Genomic DNA, 21,613 nt, shown 5'->3' on the forward strand with positions numbered 1-21,613 from the left:
CGCGAACCCCGCGCTCCCGCGAACCCCCACCGCGCCCCCGGCGAACCCGCCGGGGGCGCGGTCGTCGCGGGGTCAGCGGGTCCGCACGCTCACCGTGTGCGCTCCGCCGGACCGCACGTCGAAGCGGACCCGGTCGCCCGCGCGCCGCGCGCCGTGCGAGCGCCCGGCGCCGTCCCACACCGGCACGCCGTCGAACAGCACGGTGTGGCCGGCGCCGTCCGGCACCGGTACCTCGACCTGGCCGACCACTGCGGCCGGGGCGCTGAACCGCAGGTCGAACCGGCCGCCGGGACCGGCCTGCCAGGAGACGTCGACCGGGCCCGACGGCGTGGTCAGCCGGCCCTGCGCCGACCGCAGACCGCCGGGGTGCGGGGCCACCGTGCAGCCGGGACCGCCGTCCGCGGCCGGGGCGATGCCCAGGACGTGGAAGGTCAGCGCCGAGGTCGGCCCGGTCGACCAGCCGTGCGAGGCGCTCATGTACGAGCCGCTGTAGTCCGAGGTGCCGTCGCTGCGGTAGCCCTCCCAGAACGTACTGGCCGTGCCCTGCGGGGCGTTGAGCATGTAACCCCACTCACGCCGGATCAGGTCGAGCGCGGTCGCCTCCCGGCCCGCGGTGAAGTGCGCGTGCACCTCCATGCCGCCGGGGAAGGGGTGCACCGACCCGTCGCCCTTCTCCGGGGTGAGCGCGCCCACCGCCGTCCAGCGCTTCGCCAGGGACGCGCTGACGGTCCGCGCCCGGTCCGCGTCGTCGGCCAGGCCGAACCACACCGCCAGCGCGTTCCCGTCCTGCGGATACAGCGCGGCACCGTCCCCGGTGGGCTTGTCGCGGTACAGCCCGGCCGCCTCGTCCCAGTAACCGCCGTCCGCGATCGCGGACTTCAGCGTGGCGGCCAGCGCCGCCCAGGCGTCCGCCGACGCGCTGTCGCCGGCCGCCCGCGCCGGCGCCCCCGCGGTGCGCAGGGCGCGGTACATGATGGCGTTGGCCTCGATGTTCTTGCCGTCGGCGTCGGTACGGGCCCAGTCCGCGCTCGCGGTGACGTCGAGCAGTCCGTCGGCCGCGATCTTGCCGGTGATGTACGTGACCGCCTTGCGGTACTGCGGGTAGATCCCGCGCATCCAGTCGGTGTCGCCGCTGAACTGGAGGTAGGCGGCCGTGCCGATCAGCGTCCACAGGTGATAGGTGTCGGAGTTGCCCACGAAGTCCACCGCGGGACCGGCGTAGGGCAGCGCGCCGGTGGCCGGGTCCTGGTGGTTGTACAGGGTCTGTAGCGAGTTGCGCACCGTCAGCAGGTCGCCGAGCGAGACGTAGTCGGTCAGCACGGAGATGCCCAGGTCCCCCGGCCACACGGTGCGGTCCCGCTTCGCGCCGTCCACCAGCACTGTGGTGCCGGCCTCGCCGACCGGGGCCGAGTTGTCCCAGCCGACGGCCGGCGGCCCCCAGGTCCTGCCCTGGCCGACCGCGATGATGTTGGTCTGCACGGTGTAGGCGCCCGCGTACCAGATCCGGTTGAGCAGGTCGTCGTCGCAGTGGAAGTAGTTGGGGTACGCCCGCAGGTCCGCCGCGTTCGGCGCGAAGCCGACCGCCAGCGTCACCCCGGTCAGCTCGACGGTGCCGGACGTGTCGTTGACCACCGTCAGGTACCGGAACCCGCCGCGCAGCTGGCTCGCCGGGTTCGCCGACGCCACCGGGTCCGCGCCCGCCAGCGGGACGTCGGTGCGGGTGTCGACGGTGCCGCCGGGGGTGGCCGCGTACCGCACGGCGGGTTCGTCGTTCGTGCCGCCGTTGGACGCGTCGCTGGCGGTGGTGCTGATGTAGGTCGACAGTTCGGCGTACGTCAGCGCGACCACCTGGTCCGCGCCGGTGCCGGCCCCGAACGCCAGCGTGACGAATCCGCCGACCTCCTGGCCGAAGTCGAGGGTGACCGAGGCGCCCGTGCCGCTCAGCCGCACGGTGCCCACCCCGCCGCCGCGCGGTGCACGGCCGCGCCGCACCGAGCCGGTGCTGGTGCGCACCGCCACCGGCCGCACCGTGCGGGACGCGGGGGAGAGGTTGAAGGCGTCCCACGGACCGGACGGCGCCGGCGCCGGGCCCGCGGTCGGGCGCCCGGCCGCCGACGCGGCCGGCGCCGCGCCCCCGGCGGCTGCGAACCCGGTGCCGGCCACCGCGGCGGCGGCGAGCGAGGTCCGGATGAAGGTACGGCGGCGCAGTTCGTCTTCCGGGGGCATGGTTCTCCGTAGCTCGTCGGGCGGGGCCGGGGGAGGGGCGTACTGCTCGGGGACCGGCCGGACCGGGTGATGAAACGTTTCATTCCCGCGCCGCGGGACGTCGTCACTCGCCCTGCGGATGCCCGGAGGCTATGACGTCACCTCCGCGCGCGTCCAGAGGTGTGCGCCCGTTGATCCGCCTGCCGCGTCCGCCGCGGCGTCCTGCGTACCGTCGGCGGACCGCACGCCCGGCGCACCGCCGCACGTGCGGTCCTCGTGCGGCGCCGCGCCCGGTGTCGGGGCCGGCCGGTCCGGTCGGCGCCCCCGTCAGGCCGACGCGCGGTGGACCAGCTGGGTGTCGAGGATGACGTGGCGGCGGACCGTGGTGGCGTCGCGGATGTGGTCCAGCAGCAGGCGGGCCATGGTGCGGCCCATGTCCTGGATGGGCTGGCGGACGCTGGTCAGCGGCGGGTCGGTGTGCCGGGCGATGACGGAGTCGTCGAAGCCGATCAGCGCCACGTCGTCGGGCACCCGGCGGCCGGCCTCGCGCAGCACGCGCAGCGCGCCGGCCGCCATCACGTCGGAGGCGGCGAAGACCGCGTCGATGTCCGGGCGCCGGCGCAGCAGTTCGCGCATGGCCAGCGCCCCGCCCTCCTCGGTGAAGTCCCCGGCGCCGACCAGCGCCTCGTCCGGCGCGGCGCCGGCGGCGGCCATCGCCTCGCGGTAGCCGTCCAGCCGGCAGCGGGCCACGTACATGTCGGACGGGCCGGTGATGGTGGCGACGGCCCGCCGGCCCGGGGCCAGCAGGTGCGCGGTGGCCTGCCGGGCGCCGCCGGTGTTGTCGGAGTCGACATAGCTGACCGACTCGCGCCCGGAGCGCCGGCCGCCGAGCACCGCGGGCATGCCGACGCGGACCAGCAGGTCGGGCAGCGGGTCGTCCTCGTGCACGGAGACCAGCAGCACCCCGTCGACCCGGTGCGCGGTCAGGAACTGGGTGAGCCGTTTGCGTTCCTTCGGCGTCCGGCTCAGCGTCAGCAGCAGCTGCATGTCGGTGTCGGCGAGCGCGGCGTCGACGCCGCGGATGATGTCGGAGAAGTACGGCTCCGCGAACAGCCGGGTCTCCGCCTCCGGGACGACCAGCGCGATGGCGTCGTTGCGGTTGCCGGCCAGCGCGCGGGCGGCGCGGTTGGGCACGTAGCCCAGCTCGGCGATGGCCTGCTCGACGACCGCCCGGGTCTGCGGGCTGACCGACGGCGAGGCGTTGATGACCCGGGAGACCGTGCCGCGCCCGACGCCGGCCCGGGCGGCGACCTGTTCGAGCGTGGGCCGGCCGGTCTGCCGTCGGTGGGTCTGCATGATCGCCTCCAGGGTCTCGTCGCCGCCATCATGCCCTGCCGGGCGGTCGCCGCGGCGGGTGGTGCCGGTCGTCGGGATGTACGGCACTCGCTGGAAGCGCGCCCAGGAACCGTGGCGTAGCACCGGATTGTTCGCCGTCGATTCCCTTGACATCACCCGGTCAAACGGCCACGCTTCACCACACGCCGGGATGGGAGCGCTCCCACCGCCTCCATCCTAGCGTCGGCATCGCCGCGTTGCCGAGCTGTCCCGTGAGCCGCATTCCAAGGAGTCCCGCCATGCGCCCATCGCCCCTCAGGTCCGGATCGCGCCGCCGTCCGCGCGTCCTGGCCGCCGCCTCGGCCGCCGTCCTGCTGGCCGCGGGCCTGCTCACCGGCTGCGGCAGCAGCGACACCGCGTCGTCCGGCGGCACCGTCACCCTCAAGGTCGGCGACTTCGGAACGTTCGGCTACAACGCCAAGGGCGCCAACCTGTTCGCCGCCTACATGAAGCTGCACCCCGACATCAAGATCGTCGAGGACAACAACGCCAACGAGCAGAACTACTGGAACGCCACCCAGGCCCACCTGGCGGCCGGCTCCGGTGCCGACGACATCCAGGCGTTCGACGTCTCCCGGATGGGCCAGGTCACCACCACGCTGGCCTCCCGGTTCACCGACCTGTCCAAGGTGCCCGGCGTCGCGAAGGCCGACTGGGCGCCGGTCAAGTGGTCCCAGGGCACCGCCCGCAGCGGCGCGGTGGTCGGCCTCGGCACCGACCTGGGCCCGGAGGCCGTCTGCTACAACACCAAGCTGTTCAAGGCGGCCGGGCTGCCCACCTCCCCCGCCGCGGTCGCCAAGCTGTGGGGCGGTAGCTGGGACACCTTCGTCAACACCGTCGGCACCGCATACCAGCAGCACGCACCGCACGGCACGTACTTCCTCGACAGCGGCGAGGGCCTGTTCAACAGCGTCGTCGGCAGCGGCGCCACGCAGTACTACGACGCGAGCGGCAAGGCCGTCTACGCCAGCAACCCCTCCGTGAAGGCCGCCTGGAAGCTGGCGAGCCAGGCGGTGGCGGCCGGCGAGACCCCCGGCATCGCCCAGTTCTCCACCCAGTGGGCCTCCGGCTTCGCGAACAACTCCTTCGCGACCACCATCTGCCCGGCCTGGCAGATGGCCAACATCGTCAACGACTCCGGCAAGAAGAACGCCGGCGTGTGGAACGTCGCCACCGCCCCGCAGGCCTCCGACTGGGGCGGCTCCTACCTGACGGTCCCCGCCCAGGGCCACCACGTCAAGCAGGCCCAGGCCCTCGTGCAGTGGCTGACCCGCGCCCAGCAGGAGATCACCGTCTTCTCCACCCCCGACGTCGGCAACTTCCCCTCCAACGTCACCGCCTACGCCGACCCGCGGGTCTCCGGCGCCAAGAACGCCTTCCTGTCCGGCGCCCCGATCGGCAAGATCTTCTCCGCCGCCGCCCGCCGCATCCCCGCCGCGCCCATCGGCCAGTACGACGGGGTGATCCGCAACGACATGGGCAACGGCGTCCTGCTGATGGAGCAGAAGCACGAGAGCGCCTCCGCCGCCTGGAAGGCCACCCTCCAGCAGATCACCACCGACACCACCGGCTGACGCCCGCCGCGCCGCTCGGCCGCCCGCCGTTCCCGTTCCGCCGACTCCACCGCCGCACCACGTCACGAAGGGCCACCCGGTGACCGCCTCCACCACCGCATCCCCGACCCGGCCGCCCGGGGCGGCGCCGGGGCCCGACGGCGCCGAAGCGCGCCGCCGGGCCCGGCGCGGCCGGCTCTACCGGCTCGACGTCAAGGGTTCGCCGTACCTGTTCATCCTGCCGTTCTTCCTGCTGTTCGCCGCCTTCGGCATCTTCCCGCTGCTCTACACCGGCTGGATGTCGCTGCACTCGGTCAGCACCCTCACCCCGGACCAGAGCACCTGGACGGGCCTGGGCAACTACACGATGCTCGGCCACGACCCGGTCTTCTGGAAGTCGCTGCGCAACACCGTCACCATCGGCCTGCTGTCGTCGGTGCCGCAGCTGGCCATCGCCCTGGGCCTGGCGCACCTGCTCAACTACCGGCTGCGCGGACGGCTGTTCTTCCGCGTCGCGCTGCTCGCCCCCTACGCCACCTCGGTGGCGGCCGCCGCGCTGATCTTCCAGTTCATCTTCCAGCAGAACAACGCCGGCTTCGCCAACTGGGTCCTGCACCTGGTCGGCGTCCACCCGGTCGGCTGGGAGGCCGGCACCTGGAGCTCCCAACTGGCCGTCGCCACCATCGTGATGTGGCGCTGGACCGGCTACAACACCCTCATCTACCTGGCCGCCATGCAGGCCGTCCCCGGCGAGCTGTACGAGGCCGCCGCGCTGGACGGCACCAACCGCTGGCAGCAGTTCCGCTACGTCACCGTGCCCGCGCTGCGCCCGACGATCGTGTTCACCGTCGTCGTCTCCGCGATCGGCTCGCTCCAACTGTTCGGCGAGCCCTACCTGTTCGGCGGCAGCGGGCAGGGCATCAACGGCGGCCCGGACAACCAGTACTCGACGCTGGCGCTGTACGTCTACCGGCTGGCCTTCAACTCCGAACACCTGGGCCGGGCCGCCGCGGTCGCCTGGGTCATCTTCCTGATCGCCGTCGTCGTCGGCGCGGTCAACGCCGTCGTCGTCCGCCGGCTGCGCAAGAGCGCGTGAGCGAGGAGCCGCACCATGACCGCCCTGACCCCGCCCGCCGCCGTCCCGCGCCGGCCGTCCCGCCGCCCGGTGACCGGCGGCGCCGGACGCCAGCACCACGGCGGACCGGTCACCTACCTGATCCTGATCGTCGTCGCCCTGGCGTCGCTGTTCCCGCTGTACTTCTCCGTCGTCGCCGCCTCCACCTCGCAGAGCCGGATCGCCCAGAGCCCGCCACCGCTGGTGCCCGGCGCCAACCTGCTGGCCAACCTGCGCGCGGTGTGGGACTACAACGGTCCCGGCGGCCACACGCTGGGCCTGGCGATGGTCAACTCGGTGATCGTCGCGGCCGCCGTCACCGTCTCCACCGTGCTGTTCTCCACGTTCGCCGGCTTCGCCTTCGCCAAGCTGCGGTTCACCGGGCGTAACGCGCTCATGGTGTTCGTGGTAGCCACCATCGCGGTGCCGCCGCAGCTCAGCGTCCTGCCGCTGTTCCGGATCATCGCCGGCCTGCACTGGACCGACCAGTTGCAGTCGGTGATCCTGCCGAGCCTGGTCACCGCGTTCGGTGTCTTCTTCATGCGGCAGTACCTGTCCTCGGCGCTGCCCACCGAACTGCTGGAGGCCGCCCGGATGGACGGCGCCAACTCCTGGCGCACCGTGTGGCACGTGGTCTTCCCCGTCGCCCGCCCCGCGATGGCCGTGCTGGGCATGCTCACCTTCGTCCAGGCCTGGAACGACTTCCTGTGGCCGCTGATCGCCCTGACGCCGTCCGGCAATCCGACCCTCCAGGTGGCGCTGGCCAGCATCGGCGGTGGGTATGACATCAACGAGTCGGTGATCATGGCCGGTGCGGTGGTCACCACGGTGCCGCTGCTCATCGCGTTCGCCGTCTTCGGCAAGCAGATCGTCGGCGGCGTCATGCAAGGCGCCGTCAAGGGCTGAGGCCCGCCCGTCCGGTCCCTTCCCCCACCCCCGGGAGTGCACCCACCGTGTCCGTCATCCCCGAATCCGCCCCGGTCGCCGCCGCGTTCCGCCCGTTCCCCGCCGGCTTCCTGTGGGGCACCGCCACCTCCGCCTACCAGATCGAGGGCGCCGCCGCCGAGGACGGCCGCACCCCGTCGGTCTGGGACACCTTCTGCCGCACCCCCGGCGCCGTGCACGCCGGCGACACCGGTGACGTGGCCGCCGACCACTACCACCGGCTGCGCGAGGACGTCGAGCTGATGGCCGGCCTCGGAGTGAACGCCTACCGCTTCTCGGTCTCCTGGTCGCGCGTGCAGCCCACCGGCCGCGGCCCGGCCCTGGAACGCGGCCTGGACTTCTACCGCGCCCTCGTCGACGAGCTGCTCGGCCACGGCATCGAACCCGCCCTGACCCTCTACCACTGGGACCTGCCCCAGGAGTTGGAGGACGCCGGCGGCTGGCCGGCCCGCGAGACCGCCGAGCGCTTCGCCGACTACGCCGCCCTGGTCGCCGGCGCCCTCGGCGACCGCGTCGGAGTGTGGACCACCCTCAACGAGCCCTGGTGCAGCGCCTTCCTGGGGTACGGCTCCGGCGTGCACGCCCCCGGCCGCACCGACCCGGTCGCCGCGCTGCGCGCCGCGCACCACCTCAACCTCGGCCATGGCCTTGCCACTTCGGCCCTGCGGTCGCTGCTGCCCGACACCGCCCGGCTCGGCGTCTGCCTCAACCTGCACGTGGTGCGGCCAGCCTCCGACTCGGCCGCCGACCACGACGCCGCCCGGCGCATCGACGCCCTCGGCAGCCGGATCTTCACCGGACCGATGCTGGACGGCGCCTACCCCGAGGACCTGCTGGCCGACACCGCCGCCGTCACCGACTGGGGGTTCGTGGCCGACGGCGACGCGGCGACGATCCACCAGCCGCTGGACGTACTCGGCCTCAACTACTACACCCCGACCGTCGTCTCGGCCCCCACCGGCGCGGCCGAACCCGCCCGCGCCGACGGCCACGGCGCCAGCGACCACTCCCCGTGGCCCGGCGCCGAGGACGTCACCTTCCACCAGCCGCCGGGGGAGCGCACCGCGATGGGCTGGGCCATCGACCCCTCCGGGCTGTACGACATGCTCACCCGCCTGTCGCGCGAGCACCCCGAACTGCCGCTGCTCGTCACCGAGAACGGCATGGCCTGCGACGACACCGTCGACCCGGCCGGTGCGGTGCGCGACCCGCAGCGCGTGGCCTACGTGCGCGACCACCTCGACGCGGTGCACCGGGCCGTCACCGACGGCGCCGACGTGCGCGGCTACTTCCTGTGGTCCCTGATGGACAACTTCGAGTGGGCCTACGGCTACGACCGCCGGTTCGGCATCGTGCACGTGGACTTCGCCACCCAGCGCCGGGTGCTGAAGGACAGCGCCCGGTGGTACGCCACCGTCGCCCGCGCCAACGGCCTGCCGGCGCCGTCGCAGGAACCGTCGGACGGCTGATCAACAGGACGGCGGCGCAACACCGCTGACGCCTCGTCAGCTACGGGGCCGGTCGGCGCCGGGGAGTTCGGCGACGGCGTCGGCGGTGAACTCCACGGCCCGGCCGCCCGCGTCGTCCCACGCGACGCGGGCCGAACCGGTCAGCAGCAGCAGCGAGCCGGTGGCCCAGTCGGGGAACAGCAGCCCGGCGGCCGGATCGCCGTGCAGATTGCCCAGCGTCGCGAACATCGCGTTGCCCGGGTAGTCGGGCCACCGCAGCCGCCGGCCGTCCACGACCTCGACGAACCCCGGGTCGCCGCCGCGGTGCGAGGCGTCGGCGCCGCCGTCGCCGCCACGGGTGGCGATGAAGAAGGTGTCCGCCGCCCGCACGAACGCCGCCTGCCGCTCGTCCAGCCCGGCGCCGGCCATCGGCTCCGCGCCGGTGCCGGGCGGCGGCGCGGTGAAGCGCGGCATCTCGCGCCGGGTGATGAAACGCGGGCAGTTGGCGAAGACCTGCGCGGTCTCGATCCGCAGGCCGCCCGCGGCCGGCCGGGCGGTGCCGTTCAGCCGCATGCGGCGGCGGGTGGCCGGCTCGATCGCCAGCGTGCCGACCTGCGCCGGGCCCGCCAGGGTCGGCGCCAGCGGATCGCCCGGCCGCGGCACCGCCCCGACGGTGAGCGTCCGTTCGTCCGCCACCCGCAGGAATCCGGGGTCGCCGGCCAGCATCGAGCACCACACCCGGCCTTCGCCGTCCCGGGCGCCGACCACCAGCATGCTGCGCTCCGCCAGGAACCGGGCGGCCGGCGCGGGAACGCCCTCGAAGACGCCGCGCGCCATCCGGTCGGCCTGCTCCCGCACCCCCGCGCGCTCCTGAACGGCCAGCTCACCCGCGTGGTACCGCGTCGCCATCGCTGCCTCCCTGCTGCTGTCCGCGAGATCGCCTTCCGTGGGCCGCTCCACACCGTTCCTAGAAGAAACCGCAGGTCGGCGCGGTGCTGCTCGGGGCGGCCGCACCTTCGGCGTCGGCGGTGGAGATCTCCAGCCGGATGCCGTCCGGGTCGGTGAAGAAGATGCCGCCCGACTCCAGACCGTCCGCGTGACCGACGACGCCGCCGTGCACGAGTTCGACGCCGAGCGCGCGCAACGTCTCCTGGGCGGCGCGCACCTCGGCCAGGCTGTCCACCGAGAACGCCAGGTGGTGCAGCCCGGGCGTGCCGGTGGCGAAGCTGCCCGCGCTCTGCTGCCACAGCGTGACGGCGACCGCGCCGCTCCCGTCGGCGAGGAACGTCCACCGGCGGTCGCCGTCCTCGCCCTCCCCGTGGGCGGTCAGCCCGAAGACCCGCTGGTAGAAGTCGCGGGACCGGTCGAGATCCGTGACGTTGAGACCGATGTGGCCGGTGAACATGTGCTCTCCCCAGGTCCGCGGGCGGAGTTGCCCTAACCGTTGAATTCGACGATAAGGGTTAGCGGAGCAGTGGTCAACCGTTGTTTCGAGGCAAGACGGTTAGGATGGGTGCATGACCCGGACCGACCCGCGCCCGCTGACCGGCGAGCCGCTCTCCCTGGACCTGCTCAACACCCGCTGGATCGACGGCGGCCGGGAACAGGACCTGCTCGCCGACCTGGCCGGCCTGCGGATCTGGCTCGGCTCCGTCCGCCCGGCCGACGGCTGCCGCGCCGACACCGCGACCCTCGACGCGCTGCGCGCCACCCGCGCCGCGCTCGCGCTGGCCGCCGCCGCGCCCGCCGCGCCGTCCGCGCCGGCCTGCGCCGCCCTCGACGAGGTGCTGGCCCACGGCCGGATCCGCCGCCGCCTGACCGCGGCCGGCCCCGCCGAGGAGACCGAGACCGACGCCCCCTGCTGGCTGCCCGGCTGGCTGGCCGCCGCCGACTACCTGCGCCTGCTCGCCCTCGACCCCACCCGCGTGCACGCCTGCGAGGGACCCGGCTGCGTCCTGTACTTCTACGACACCTCCAAGGGCCGCCGCCGCCGCTGGTGCTCCATGGCCGCCTGCGGAAACCGCGCCAAAGCCTCCCGCCACTACGCCCGCGGCAGGACGGACGAGGCCTGACCTGACCGCGGTGCGGGGGTGTGCCGGCCACCGCGCCGCCAGCGACCGCGCCGCCGCCGGCCACCGCGCCGTCAGACCGCACCGTCCGCCGTCCGGCCCACGCCCCGCCTTGACCCTCCCCCTGCGGGACACCCCAGGATCGGAAGCACCGCGACCGCGGGCGGCCCGATCGGGCGCACGGCCCGCCGGACGACGGCGACACGGACGAGGAGACAGGCCATGACGACGACTCCCGAGGTCATCGACCGTTACCTGAAGGCCGCCGAGGCACGCGACACGCGGGCCTGCGCCGAGTGCTTCACCGAGGACGGCACGGTGCTGGACGAGGGCAGAACGTACAGCGGGCGTGCGGAGATCCGCGGCTGGCGCGACCACGGCATCGGCCCGTGGACGTACACCTCCACCGTGACGGGCACCGAGCGGATCTCCGACGGGGAATACCGCCTGGCGGTGCACGTCGTCGGAGACTTCCCCGGCGGCGAGGCCCGTCTCACGTTCGCCTTCGAACTGGCCGGCGGGCTGATCGCGGCGCTGCGCATCCTCTGACACCCCGCCGGCCGCGCCGTCAGCCGCGGTACGCCTCCGGCGACCACGATCGTGCGTGCGCACCAGCACGTCACCGGTGCCCGTCAAAAGGGGCTCCGGCCAGTGAGCCGCACGATCATGCCCTCGGGCGGTCCGGTGGTGCTTCAGCAGTGAGCCGGCTCCTGTCCTCGGGTGATCTGCGCGGAACGCATGAGGTCTCTCCAGCCCGGAAGGTCAGCAGTACGGGGCGAAGGCCGCTTCGACCGCTGCCCGGTCGGAACCGGACCGCAGATGGGCCAGGGACCACGAAGGAGAACTTCCCCTGACCGGGGGGACGTTGATCCGGCGGGAGGTCGAGCACCTGTCGAAGGACCATGAGGCGCCGGCGGTGCGGCCATGGTCCTCGAGGACGGGCGCCAGCGGCACAGACGCCGACCGGGCCCGGCAGGCGTTCCCGCGACGCTCGACCTGGAACACACGTTTCGGCTGTGCCAGCAGACCCTGGGCCGGACGAAGCCCCGACTGCGGGAGCCGGAGGCGGCCGATCGATGGACCTGGCCGATCATCTCCGCAAACACCCGACTCCGGCTCGCCCGCCCGCCGGCCCGCGAGTCCTGGCCGCCATGGGGTTCGACGGGAGCTTCATCGGCGTCCACTTGCAGCACCCGTGCGGAGGAACACCGAACGCGCAGGAACGCCACCGGTCGTACCGGTGGCGCTCCTGCGTTGTGTGCTCAGCCGCGGACGCTGTTCTCAGGGAGCCGACGCCGGAAGTCGCAGACGTACGGACACCCGTCGATGCGGGTCGAGTTGAACTCGACCCGGACGACCCGATGCGGCTCACCTTCCAGGGGCGGGACCGCCTCACCCTCGAAGCGCGCGTCGAGCACCTGACCCGACAGGCGGTCTCCACCGGTTCATGGCGAGGGCGGCAGAGCCGTCCCGGCCGGGACGGAACGCCTAGGGCGCGATGCAGCTGGGCAGTTGGCGCACGAGGGTGATGGCCAGCGAGGTCACCGGGCCGTTCTTCGACGCCGGGACGAACAGCAGGTGGTCGCCCGCGACGATGGCGCCGGGGTTGATGTCGCGGGCTCCGTCGCTGTGGAAGCCGGACGGCGGCACGGCCTTCAGGAGGCTGCCGTGCGGGCTGTCGCCGGTGGGGGTGGGGGCGTGGCACGAGGCCGAGGGGGCCAGCACCTTCGCGGGGATGCCGGCCTTGTCCAGCGCGGCTTGCAGGCCGGGGACGCCCTTCAGGTCGAACAACTGCACGGAGACCAGGCCGCCCGCCTTGGACTGCACGGTGTAGTCGGCGTTGACGATGTTCAGACCGCCGCTGCTCGCCGCGCTGTGCGGTGCCGCGGCCCGCTGCGCCGGGTGGGCCCCGGACGCGAGGGGCAGGGCGATCGCCGTGGCGGCGGCCGCCGCGGCGACGCCCATGGCGAGGGGCAGCGCGCGGCGCGGCGCGGGGAGCCGGAACAGGGCCCGGTGGCCGCGGGGCGCGGACAGGGTCGCGGCGTGGGCGTGCAGTTCGGCGGCGAGCTGCTGCTTGAAGTGCGCGGGGGCGTTCACTGGGCGGCCTCCAGAAGGGTTTCGCAGGTGGTGACGTGGGTGCGGCCGACGGCGCGCAGGGCCTTGCGGGCGCGGTGCAGCCGTACCCGGGCGGTTGCCGAGCTGATGCCCAGCGCCTGCGCCACCTCGCGGATCGTGAGCCGGTCCACGACGATCAGGTCGAGCACCTGGCGCAGCGGGTCGGAGAGGGCGGCGTGGGCGGATGCGAGCTCCCGGGCGGCGCGGTCGGCGTCGATCCGCGCCTCGATGGCGCTGACGTCCTGGTCGTCCAGCAGCCGTCGCCCGCTGATCCGGGCGACCGCCTGCCGTTCGCGGGCGGCGCCGTGGAAGTGGGCGTGGATGACGTTGCGGGAAATGCCGTACAGCCAGGCGACGGGTGCGCCGCGCCGGGCGTCGTAGGTGTGCGCGCCCTCCAGGGCGGCCACGAAGATGTCCGCCGTCAGGTCGGCGGCCAGCGGCGCGTTGTCGACTCGTCGGGTGACGAAACCGAGCACGGTGTCGAACTGCTGCTCGTAGAACGCGGCGAACCCGGCCGGGTCCCGCGTGGGTGGTGCTGTCGGATGCTCCGCTGACACGGGAAGCTCCTCAGGACAGGTCATGGGTGCGTGGGATGCCTTACACCCGGTACTAGTCCGCGGCGCCCGAAAGCGTTACACGCGCACTCCGCCGGAACGCCACCGCCCCGGCGGGACGGGACGCGGACGAGTTCCTGGCCAGGGAGTTCGTTTGCCGTGGGGGTCGGTGCGGGGCCGGTGGCCGGTGGGATGTGCCGGGGGCCGAAGGACGGGCCGAGGAGCGCGGTAGGGACTGATGAGGCAGGAGTGGGCCCCGGCCGGCGGCGGGGCCCACTCGGCGTGTCGGCAGGTTCAGAGCGCCGGCGTGAACCGTTCCCACACGCGGTGGTTGCCGAGCAGTTCGGTGACGTTCTCCAGTACGGTCCGCGCGCTGTCGCCGGTCGCGACACCCGGGGCGTCGGAGGGGATGCCGGCCGCCTCCAGGGCGGTGATGCCGGTGGCCCAGGCCCCGATCGCCTTCCCGTGCCGGTACGCCTCGGACAGCATCAGCAGCACCCGGGGGTCGACGGCCCGGACCTGCGCTGTCGCGTCGTCCACCTTGGCATCCCGCGCGCCGTAGGCGTCCGCACCGGGCGGCGGGCTGCCGGCGAGCAGGAGGGCGTCGAACTCCGTGGACCTGGCCGCGGTGAAGGTGCGCTGGACGTCGAGGGCGTCGGCGCCGGTGCCGAGCCTGCCGCCCACCGGGGCGACCACCAGCGGGACCATCGCCGCGTCCAGCACCGCCTGGCGCACCGAGCGGACCGCGTCGAGGTCCTCCCCGTCGGTGACGATGCCGATGATCCGACCGTCGGCCGGCCAGGTCTGCCCGAGCTGGGAGAGGGCCGGACTCGGCTCGACCGCCGCCGGCCGCACGGTCGCCTCGGGGGCGGGGAGCCCGAGCCCGGCCGCGACCTGGGCGCACAGTTCCGCGTCGATGTTCGCGAGCACGAGCAGCGCCCGTTCCTTGATCGCCGTCTCCCAGCACTTGCTGAGTTCGAAGGTGTACGCGGCGGCGATGTGCTCGCGCTCGGTGGGCGTCATGCTCAGCCAGAACAACCGGGGCTGGCTGAAGTGGTCGTCGAAGGAGGCCGGCGCCTCGCGCACCTTGCGTGCGGCGGGGACCTCGGCGGGGACCTCGATGTAGGCGCCGGTGTCGGCTCCGGCCAGGAACGGGCAGCCGCCGTCGAGGGAGTTGGGCCGGTAGGGAGCGACACCGCGGTGGACGGCGGTCTGGTGCATGCCGTCGCGCAGCATGTCGTTGACCGGGATGTGGGTGCGGTTGATGGGCAGCTGGGCGAAGTTGGGGCCGCCCAGCCGGCTGATCTGGGTGTCGAGGTAGGAGAACAGCCGGCCCTGGAGCAGCGGGTCGTTGGTGACGTCGATGCCGGGGACGAGGTGCCCGACGTGGAAGGCGACCTGCTCGGTCTCGGCGAAGTAGTTCGACGGGTTGGCGTTGAGCGTCAGCAGGCCGATCGGCTGAACCGGGGCCAGTTCCTCCGGCACGATCTTCGTCGGGTCCAGCAGGTCGATGCCCTCGAACATCTGCTCCTCGGTGTCGGGGAAGGTCTGCACCCCCAACTCCCATTGCGGGAACGCCCCGGCCTCGATGGCGTCCGCCAGGTCCCGGCGGTGGAAGTCGGGGTCCATTCCGCAGGTGATCTGCGCCTCCTCCCACACCAGGGAGTGCACGCCGAGCTTCGGCTTCCAGTGGAACTTCACCAGCGTGGTGCCACCATCGGCGTTCACCAGGCGGAAGGTGTGGACGCCGAAGCCCTCCATCATCCGGTACGAGCGCGGGATGCCGCGGTCCGACATGTTCCACAGCGTGTGGTGGGTGGCCTCGGTGTGCAGGGTGACGAAGTCCCAGAACGTGTCGTGGGCACTCTGCGCCTGCGGGATCTCCCGGTCCGGGTGCGGTTTGCCGGCATGGATGACGTCGGGGAACTTGATCGCGTCCTGGATGAAGAAGACCGGGATGTTGTTGCCCACCAGGTCGAAGACGCCCTCGGAGGTGTAGAACTTCGTCGCGAAGCCCCGGGTGTCGCGCACGGTGTCGGCGGACCCGCGCGACCCCAGCACGGTCGAGAAGCGCACGAAGACGGGGGTCTCCACGTCCTTGCCCAGGAACGCGGCCTTGCTGAGCCGCGCGGCGCTGCCGTACCCCTGGAACACCCCGTGGGCGGCGGCGCCGCGGGCGTGCACGACCCGCTCGGGGATGCGCTCGTGGTCGAAGTGGGTGATCTTCTCCCGCAGGTGGTGGTCCTGGAGCAGCACCGGACCGCGCGGCCCCGCCTTCAGCGAGTGGTTCGTGTCGTACAGGCGCGTCCCCTGGGCGGTGGTCAGACGCTCCCCACCCTGCGCCACCTCCTTCTGCGCCGTCCCCGTCAGCTGGCCGGTAGGACTGTAGGTCTCCGGCCCACGCTGGTCGTGCTTGGGAGGCAGCGGCCCACGCGGCTCGGACGGCTCCTGGAGCGCCGGAGCCTCGGACGCCGGCACACCCGGGATCTCGTTACCGCCCTGAATGGCCTCCTGCAGCTTGTCGACCGCCTTCTCCGCCGCGGCGGCCACCGGGTTCTTCTTCTCGCTCACGTCGTTCCGATCTTTCGGGGGAGTCACCGCACCAACGAAGTGCGTGCCACGCGTACCCCCGTAACCGGCCGAAAACGCTCTTTATCGCTCTTGGCGCGAAAATTCACCCCATGAGAGTGGCGGGATCGTCGCAGGGTGTCCAGGGTGTCCAGGGTGTCCAGGGCGGGTGGGCGGATGGGAGGGCCTGCCGCATGCCCGCGGCCGCCCCGGGTACTCGCAGTGAACGCCGGATCCGGGACGACCCGAAAGGAGCGGCCGATGCGTGCGACCGTCTGGCACGGCAAGCGGGACGTGCGGGTGGAGACCGTGCCCGATCCCGTCATCCAGGAGCCGAACGACGCGATCATCCGGGTGACCTCCAGCGGGCTGTGCGGTTCCGACCTGCACCTCTACGAGGTCCTGACACCGTTCATGACACCAGGCGACATCCTCGGCCACGAACCGATGGGCGTCGTGGAGGAGGTCGGCCCCGCGATCGACAACCTCAAGCCCGGCGACCGGGTCGTCGTCCCGTTCCAGATCGCGTGCGGGAACTGCTTCATGTGCACCACCGGGCTGCCGACGCAGTGCGAGACCACGCAGGTCACCGAGCACGGCATGGGCGCTGCGCTGTTCGGCTACACCAAGCTGTACGGCGCGGTGCCGGGCGCGCAGGCGGAGTACCTGCGGGTGCCGCAGGCCCAGTTCGGGCCGGTCAAGGTACCGCAGGGCCCGCCGGACGACCGGTTCGTGTACCTGTCGGACGTGCTGCCGACCGCGTGGCAGGCGGTGCGGTACGCGGAGGCGGGGCCGGGGACGACACTGGCGGTGCTGGGGCTCGGGCCGATCGGGCGGATGGCCTGCCGGGTCGCGCGGCAGCTGGGCGCCGAGCAGGTCATCGGGGTGGACCTGGTGCCGGAGCGGCTGCGGGGCGCCCGCGAGGACGGGGTGACGGTCTTCGACCTGACCGCGTTCGACTCGCAGGACGGCCTGCTGGACGCGGTGCGGCAGGAGACCGGCGGGCGCGGGCCGGACGCGGTCGTGGACGCGGTCGGCGCCGAGGCGCACGGCTCCCGGGTTGAGCAGGTGGCACAAGCGGGTGCCGGGCTGCTGCCGCGCGAGTGGGCGGCGCGGCTCATGCAGCACGCCGGGGTGGACCGGCTGGCGGCGCTGCGGACGGCCATCGAGATGGTGCGGCGCGGCGGGACGATCTCCATCAGCGGCGTCTACGGCGGTATGTCGGATCCGCTGCCGATGCTGACGCTGTTCGACAAGCAGATCCAGCTGCGCATGGGCCAGGCGAACGTGCGGCGCTGGAGTGACGAGATCCTGCCGCTGCTGACCGACGACGCCGACCCGCTGGGTGTGGAGTCCTTCGCCAGCCACCATCTGCCGCTGGAGCAGGCGCCGGCGGCGTACGAGATGTTCCAGAAGAAGCAGGACGGCGCGACGAAGGTGGTGCTGCGGCCGTGAGTGCGAAGAACGGCGGGAAGGGCGGGCGGGCGGTGCGCCGGCCGGTCGCGCTGGTGACCGGGGCGTCGCGGGGGCTGGGCCTGCTGATCGCGCGGGAACTGGCGCGACGCGGCTGCCGGGTCATGCTCTGCGCCCGCGATGGGGACGAACTGCGGCGCGCGGAAAGGGAGTTGCTGGCACAGGGCGGGGACGTGCGGTCGCTGGCCTGCGACCTGACGGCGCCGGACGCGCCGGCCCACCTGGTGGGGGAGACGACCGGGGCGTTCGGCGGGATCGACGTGCTGGTCAACAACGCGGGGATCATCCAGGTGGGTCCGCTGGCGGCCGCGCGGGAGGCGGATTTCCGTCAGGCGGCCGAGACGATGTACTTCGCGCCGCTACGGCTGACCCTGGCGGCCCTGCCGTATCTGTGCGAGCGCCGCGGGCGGCTGGTGACGATCGCCTCCGTCGGCGGAAAGGTCGCACCGCCGCACCTGCTGCCGTACGCGGCGGCGAAGTTCGCGGTGACGGGCCTGTCGGAGGGGCTGCGTGCGGAGCTGGCGGGTGAGGGGGTGAGCGTGACGACGGTGGTGCCGGGGCTGATGCGGACCGGTTCGCACACCGCGGCCCGGTTCAGCGGGGACGCGCCGCACGAGTACGCGTGGTTCGCCGCGGCGGCGTCGCTGCCGCTGCTGTCGATGGACGCGGAACGGGCGGCGCGGGCGGTGGTGCGGGCGGCGTGGCGGCGTCGGCCGGAGGTGGTGCTGACGCCGGCGGCCAAGGTGGCGGTGCGGTTGCAGGGGCTCGCGCCGGCCACCACCACGCGGTTGATGACGCTGGCGGCGAGGTTGCTGCCGGCGGCCGGGGCCGCCCCGGAGCACGACGTGTCCGGCGCGATGGCGGCCCGCCGCCTGGACTCGCCAGCGGTGCGAAGGCTGACCGTGCTGGGCGACCGTGCGGGCCGCCGCTTCAACCAGGACACCGCCTGACGGCCCGCCCGGCCGCGGGGTCGCGGGCGGTTCGGGCGGGCGGGTCCGGAGCAGGGACGGCGCCAGCTGTCGTCGCGGGGCGGGAGCCGGCCCTCGGGCCCCTGCGCAGTATCCCGCCCGTCGCGCTCCATGAGGCACCCGTGGCGAAAGGGGTCTCGGGGCGGGGCAGGAGGGGCCCGGTCGGGTCCGCGTCCAGTACCGGCTGGAACGTCTCGTGGAGTGCTGTCCGTTCGCGGGGTCGAGGTTTCCGGTGCCCCGCGCGGTTCATCGACACGCCTGTCTCCCCGCCCAGCTCGTCGACGAGGCGTCCACGGTGCCGGCGTCGCCGGGAGGCCGGAGGGGCCGAGCTGCCGGCGGCCGCGGTGCGCCGGTGGCGCTGTACCTCCTCAGCGGTCCGGTGGGTGCTCCCCGCGGTCGCTGAGAACGATGCCGATGTCGAACCCGTCGCCGGCCGGGCGGACCGCGGTCGCCCGGCCGATTCCGGAATCCGGGCCCGTCATCAGGCGATACGCGGGATCGGCCGCGTCCCATGGGTGGTTTCCGTCCCGCGGACCGGGGACCGCGCCCGGTGCTGTCGGCACACCCCGGTCCGGCAGCCCGGGGCGGTCGCGGCAGGAAACCCCTGAGCCCGTGCGGGCCGGTGGATCTTTGCGGACGCCGGAAACGGAAAGGCGTGCCTCGATCCGGCCGGACGGCTGGACGGACGGCGAGGGAGCGGGGCCATGGAACACGGCGGGAACGTCATCGACGAACTGACCACCGACCACCGGGAGGTGGACGACCTGTTCGCGCGGATCGAGCAGCAACTCCTCGGTGATCCCGGGCGCCGTGAACTCGCCGACAAGCTCACCGCCGCAGTGATGCGCCACTCCGCCGTCGAGCAGCGCTACCTGTACCCGGCCGTGCGTGAGCACGTCGACGGCGGCGACGAGCTGGCCGACAAGGAGATCGAGGCCCACGGCGACCTCGGGGAACTGCTGAAGGACCTGGAGGGCAGGCCGGCGGACGACGGCGAGTTCGACCACCTGGTGGCCAAGCTCAAGCTGCTGGTCTGCGCCCACGCCGCCGACCAGGAGCAGCACCTCTTCCCCCGGCTCGCGGACGCCTGCTCCGGCCAGGACCTCGACGACCTGGGCGAGCAGATCCGCAAGGCGAGGCGGACCGCCCCCACCCGCCCCCACCCCTTCGCCCCCGACAACAAGCTCCTCGCCCCCGGCGCCGGTCTGGTCGACCGCCTCCGCGACGCCCTCACCGGCCGCGGCCGGTGACCTGAGGCCCGTCCGGCAGCCGAGCACGACCGGAGCACCCTCCCGCGGCCCACGCCGAGGCGCAGACCGACACCGCGCTCGCCCCTTGCGGCCTCGACCCCCGTCGGCCGGTGGTGAACCGATGGTGGTACTGGCCGGCGAACGCCGTGTTTGATGCGGACCGTGGGAGTGAACGGTGTGGCCGCCGCACAGGGGCGCACCGAGATGCGCACGGCGAGGACGGCCGGGATCTGCTGGCCGAAGTGGGTGCCCGCCGGTGCTCCGGCCGTCGGTGCCCACCTCGTCGGGGCCGGTGGTCTGCTGGTCGCCACAGCGATCGCGTCAAGCACCAGGAGGGGGCGGCGCGTCCTCCGCGGCGAAGGTGGTCCTCATCGCCGCCGCCCTCGTGGCGACCGCCTGCCCGCGCGCGCCGGGCAAGAAGGTCGACCTGGTCTCCTCCGACGACCCGGGGACCAGGAAATCGCCGCCAAGACGCCCGTCGACTCCACGCGAGTCCAGCGGTAGCTGTCCCTCATGCGGTGGATCGTGCCCGGCCCGACCGCCTGTCTCGTCATCCTCGGCGCCCTCCAAGGAGAGCAACAGCACCTCTCCCAGCAGGGTGGGGGCGCTCTGCGGCGGGCACCGAGTACCGCTTGCCCCGTGTGAGGCCGGTGGTTCGGGCTCTTGCGGCGGAGCCGACTGTGCGGCGGAGCGGTAGCGGCGGCCGCAGGCCCCTCGGCATCACCCGCCTCCGAACCCCCACATCACCGGATGCCCGGGCCGGGATCCGCTCAGCAGGCACGTTCGCGAGCAACGCAGGGCAACGCCCGGACGACCAACGGCTGTTGGGCTCTCACCTGCTATCGTCCTGCGCCATGACACAGCAAGATCAAGCAGCCATTTCCGTGGCCACCCCATCGACCTCGAGCAAGCCCTCACTCCTGTCACGCTGGTTCAGCGGTCGACTCTGGATTCCGGTCACCGCGGTGGCGATCTTCTTGATCATCGCGGTCGTGTCCTTCGTCGCCTCGCTCCACTAGCCCAACGGATGCACGCAACTGCGCCCTTCCCGTGCCCCCGTGGGCGGAGATCAACGGGGCATCACGTTCTTTGACGGGGAACACCGAACGAGAACGCCCCTGACCGGCCCAAGTGATCGGGGGACTGTTTGCATCTGTCTCCGGGTGGGCGGCGATCGGCCGGGCGCTCATGCCAGGTCGTCGTCCGGAAGGCCGGGCGCCGGCATGCCGAGGAGCACGGTGTCGTCGCAGAGGCCGTCGCGGAAGCTGTCCAGCGGCCCGGGCGGGGCGCCGCCGTCGGAGCGCCGCACCGGCGCCAGCGGGTGGCCGCCGGAGGCCAGGTTCACGGCGAATCCGTCGTTCCGCCGTTCCAGGGTGCCGTGGATGGCGGTGCAGTAGCGGGTGTCGCCGCTGCTGTACCGCTGGCTCAGCACGATGTTCAGCGTGGTCAGGACCTCGACGGGGTCGGGGTTGTGCAGGGTGGCGGCGTGCAGCGGGTCAGCGAGGTGACGGCCGCCGCCTGCGGGCCCTTGCCGCACACGTCGCCGAGGAAGAAACCCCGGCGCGCGTCGTCCAGCGGGCGGTCTGCCGGACTCCACCCCCGCCACCTTCGCCGACGCCGAAGCGGCATTCGGCGCCGTGGACAAGACCCCGCATGCCACGCGGACACCACGTCGCGAGGCGACGGCAATGACCAACGCCGCGCCACCGCGACCTGCTGGGTGGCGACTTCCACGACCTGTTCGACGGGGTGCGCGGGGCGGTCAGACGGGAACGCTTCTTGTCATCCACTCGATGACGTAAGTGTTTGTCATCGGATGGATGACATGCTAGAAATGAGGGCAGCAGAACCGCAGCGGCAGTGGCAGGTACTGCCCGATCCCCTGGAGGTGTTTCGTGATGTTGATGCGTACTGACCCCTTCCGTGAGTTCGACCGGCTCGCCCAGCAGCTGCTGG

The 21,613-nt window shown here is 73.1% G+C and carries 16 protein-coding genes and 1 pseudogene; 9 read left to right on the forward strand and 8 right to left on the reverse strand.

Translation table 11 applies throughout. The features are described 5' to 3' along the window. Positions 1-72: 72 nt before the first annotated feature. Together POF43_RS13970 and POF43_RS13975 are read right to left on the reverse strand one after the other, a co-directional pair. The gene (locus POF43_RS13970) at positions 73-2,226 is read right to left on the reverse strand and encodes an alpha-L-rhamnosidase-related protein (protein ID WP_271322612.1); all 2,154 of its coding nucleotides are present in this window, start codon (positions 2,224-2,226) and stop codon (positions 73-75) included. A 306-nt stretch (positions 2,227-2,532) separates the two neighbouring features. Then, a complete protein-coding gene (locus tag POF43_RS13975) occupies positions 2,533-3,561 on the reverse strand; it encodes a LacI family DNA-binding transcriptional regulator (protein ID WP_271317337.1) in 1,029 nt (342 codons plus the stop codon). A 278-nt stretch (positions 3,562-3,839) separates the two neighbouring features. On the opposite strand from POF43_RS13975, the gene POF43_RS13980 reads away from it, so the two are divergent. From POF43_RS13980 to POF43_RS13995, 4 genes are all read left to right on the forward strand, one after another. Next, positions 3,840-5,174: an ABC transporter substrate-binding protein gene (locus tag POF43_RS13980; protein WP_271317336.1), complete on the forward strand. Its 1,335-nt coding sequence runs from the start codon at positions 3,840-3,842 to the stop codon at positions 5,172-5,174. A gap of 79 nt (positions 5,175-5,253) precedes the next feature. After that, positions 5,254-6,249 (forward strand): carbohydrate ABC transporter permease, encoded by a 996-nt coding sequence (locus POF43_RS13985; protein WP_271322611.1) that lies wholly within the window; start codon positions 5,254-5,256, stop codon positions 6,247-6,249. A 15-nt stretch (positions 6,250-6,264) separates the two neighbouring features. Beyond that, positions 6,265-7,173: a carbohydrate ABC transporter permease gene (locus POF43_RS13990; protein WP_271317334.1), complete on the forward strand. Its 909-nt coding sequence runs from the start codon at positions 6,265-6,267 to the stop codon at positions 7,171-7,173. 47 nt (positions 7,174-7,220) lie between these two features. After that, positions 7,221-8,681, forward strand: a complete 1,461-nt coding sequence (locus tag POF43_RS13995) for a GH1 family beta-glucosidase (RefSeq protein ID WP_271322610.1) — start codon at positions 7,221-7,223, stop codon at positions 8,679-8,681. 36 nt (positions 8,682-8,717) lie between these two features. On the opposite strand, the gene POF43_RS14000 is transcribed toward POF43_RS13995, so the two are convergent. Continuing rightward, positions 8,718-9,569, reverse strand: coding sequence for a pyridoxamine 5'-phosphate oxidase family protein (locus POF43_RS14000; protein WP_271317931.1), 852 nt, complete (start codon positions 9,567-9,569; stop codon positions 8,718-8,720). A gap of 58 nt (positions 9,570-9,627) precedes the next feature. Next, complete coding sequence (locus POF43_RS14005; protein WP_271317930.1) at positions 9,628-10,065, reverse strand: VOC family protein; 438 nt, start codon at positions 10,063-10,065, stop codon at positions 9,628-9,630. A 112-nt stretch (positions 10,066-10,177) separates the two neighbouring features. On the opposite strand from POF43_RS14005, the gene POF43_RS14010 reads away from it, so the two are divergent. Further along, complete coding sequence (locus POF43_RS14010) at positions 10,178-10,732, forward strand: CGNR zinc finger domain-containing protein (protein ID WP_271317929.1); 555 nt, start codon at positions 10,178-10,180, stop codon at positions 10,730-10,732. Between the two features lie 219 nt (positions 10,733-10,951). Beyond that, on the forward strand, positions 10,952-11,278 hold the full coding sequence (locus POF43_RS14015; RefSeq protein WP_271318600.1) for a nuclear transport factor 2 family protein: 327 nt from the start codon (positions 10,952-10,954) through the stop codon (positions 11,276-11,278). Positions 11,279-12,217: 939 nt separating this feature from the next. Here POF43_RS14015 and POF43_RS14020 read toward each other — a convergent pair. The 3 genes from POF43_RS14020 to POF43_RS14030 all read right to left on the reverse strand — a co-directional run bounded on the left by POF43_RS14020 (position 12,218) and on the right by POF43_RS14030 (position 15,969). Continuing rightward, positions 12,218-12,826, reverse strand: coding sequence for a hypothetical protein (locus tag POF43_RS14020; protein WP_271322609.1), 609 nt, complete (start codon positions 12,824-12,826; stop codon positions 12,218-12,220). Continuing rightward, positions 12,823-13,401 carry an RNA polymerase sigma factor gene (locus POF43_RS14025; RefSeq protein ID WP_271322608.1) on the reverse strand — a complete coding sequence of 193 codons (579 nt, stop codon included), beginning with the start codon at positions 13,399-13,401 and terminating at the stop codon, positions 12,823-12,825. Before POF43_RS14025 ends, POF43_RS14020 begins: the two co-directional genes overlap by 4 nt. A gap of 291 nt (positions 13,402-13,692) precedes the next feature. Then, the gene (locus tag POF43_RS14030) at positions 13,693-15,969 is read right to left on the reverse strand and encodes a catalase (RefSeq protein WP_271322607.1); all 2,277 of its coding nucleotides are present in this window, start codon (positions 15,967-15,969) and stop codon (positions 13,693-13,695) included. 258 nt (positions 15,970-16,227) lie between these two features. On the opposite strand from POF43_RS14030, the gene POF43_RS14035 reads away from it, so the two are divergent. From POF43_RS14035 to POF43_RS14045, 3 genes are all read left to right on the forward strand, one after another. Then, entirely contained in the window at positions 16,228-17,421 is a 1,194-nt protein-coding gene (locus POF43_RS14035; protein ID WP_271318326.1) for a zinc-dependent alcohol dehydrogenase, read from the forward strand. Next, entirely contained in the window at positions 17,418-18,389 is a 972-nt protein-coding gene (locus POF43_RS14040; protein ID WP_271322605.1) for an SDR family NAD(P)-dependent oxidoreductase, read from the forward strand. The genes POF43_RS14035 and POF43_RS14040 overlap by 4 nt, the downstream gene beginning before the upstream one ends. Positions 18,390-19,111: 722 nt before the next feature. Then, positions 19,112-19,657: a hemerythrin domain-containing protein gene (locus tag POF43_RS14045; RefSeq protein ID WP_282704576.1), complete on the forward strand. Its 546-nt coding sequence runs from the start codon at positions 19,112-19,114 to the stop codon at positions 19,655-19,657. A 1,285-nt stretch (positions 19,658-20,942) separates the two neighbouring features. On the opposite strand, the pseudogene POF43_RS14050 reads toward POF43_RS14045, so the two are convergent. Further along, positions 20,943-21,235 (reverse strand): annotated as a pseudogene (locus POF43_RS14050) (SpoIIE family protein phosphatase); the annotation flags it as partial. Positions 21,236-21,613 lie beyond the last annotated feature (378 nt).

The sequence above is a fragment of the Streptantibioticus silvisoli genome, from assembly GCF_027947535.2.
In the GTDB taxonomy this organism is placed as follows: Bacteria; Actinomycetota; Actinomycetes; order Streptomycetales; family Streptomycetaceae; genus Streptantibioticus_C; species Streptantibioticus_C silvisoli.

What these genes read in the sequence shown, in the direction of transcription:
- POF43_RS14015 (WP_271318600.1), top strand. Translation starts at nt 10,952, where the DNA reads ATGACGACGACTCCCGAGGTCATCGACCGTTACCTGAAGGCCGCCGAG.
- POF43_RS14000 (WP_271317931.1), bottom strand. Translation starts at nt 9,569, where the DNA reads ATGGCGACGCGGTACCACGCGGGTGAGCTGGCCGTTCAGGAGCGCGCG.
- POF43_RS14035 (WP_271318326.1), top strand. Translation starts at nt 16,228, where the DNA reads ATGCGTGCGACCGTCTGGCACGGCAAGCGGGACGTGCGGGTGGAGACC.
- POF43_RS13990 (WP_271317334.1), top strand. Translation starts at nt 6,265, where the DNA reads ATGACCGCCCTGACCCCGCCCGCCGCCGTCCCGCGCCGGCCGTCCCGC.
- POF43_RS13970 (WP_271322612.1), bottom strand. Translation starts at nt 2,226, where the DNA reads ATGCCCCCGGAAGACGAACTGCGCCGCCGTACCTTCATCCGGACCTCG.
- POF43_RS13975 (WP_271317337.1), bottom strand. Translation starts at nt 3,561, where the DNA reads ATGCAGACCCACCGACGGCAGACCGGCCGGCCCACGCTCGAACAGGTC.
- POF43_RS14010 (WP_271317929.1), top strand. Translation starts at nt 10,178, where the DNA reads ATGACCCGGACCGACCCGCGCCCGCTGACCGGCGAGCCGCTCTCCCTG.
- POF43_RS13980 (WP_271317336.1), top strand. Translation starts at nt 3,840, where the DNA reads ATGCGCCCATCGCCCCTCAGGTCCGGATCGCGCCGCCGTCCGCGCGTC.
- POF43_RS14045 (WP_282704576.1), top strand. Translation starts at nt 19,112, where the DNA reads ATGGAACACGGCGGGAACGTCATCGACGAACTGACCACCGACCACCGG.
- POF43_RS14005 (WP_271317930.1), bottom strand. Translation starts at nt 10,065, where the DNA reads ATGTTCACCGGCCACATCGGTCTCAACGTCACGGATCTCGACCGGTCC.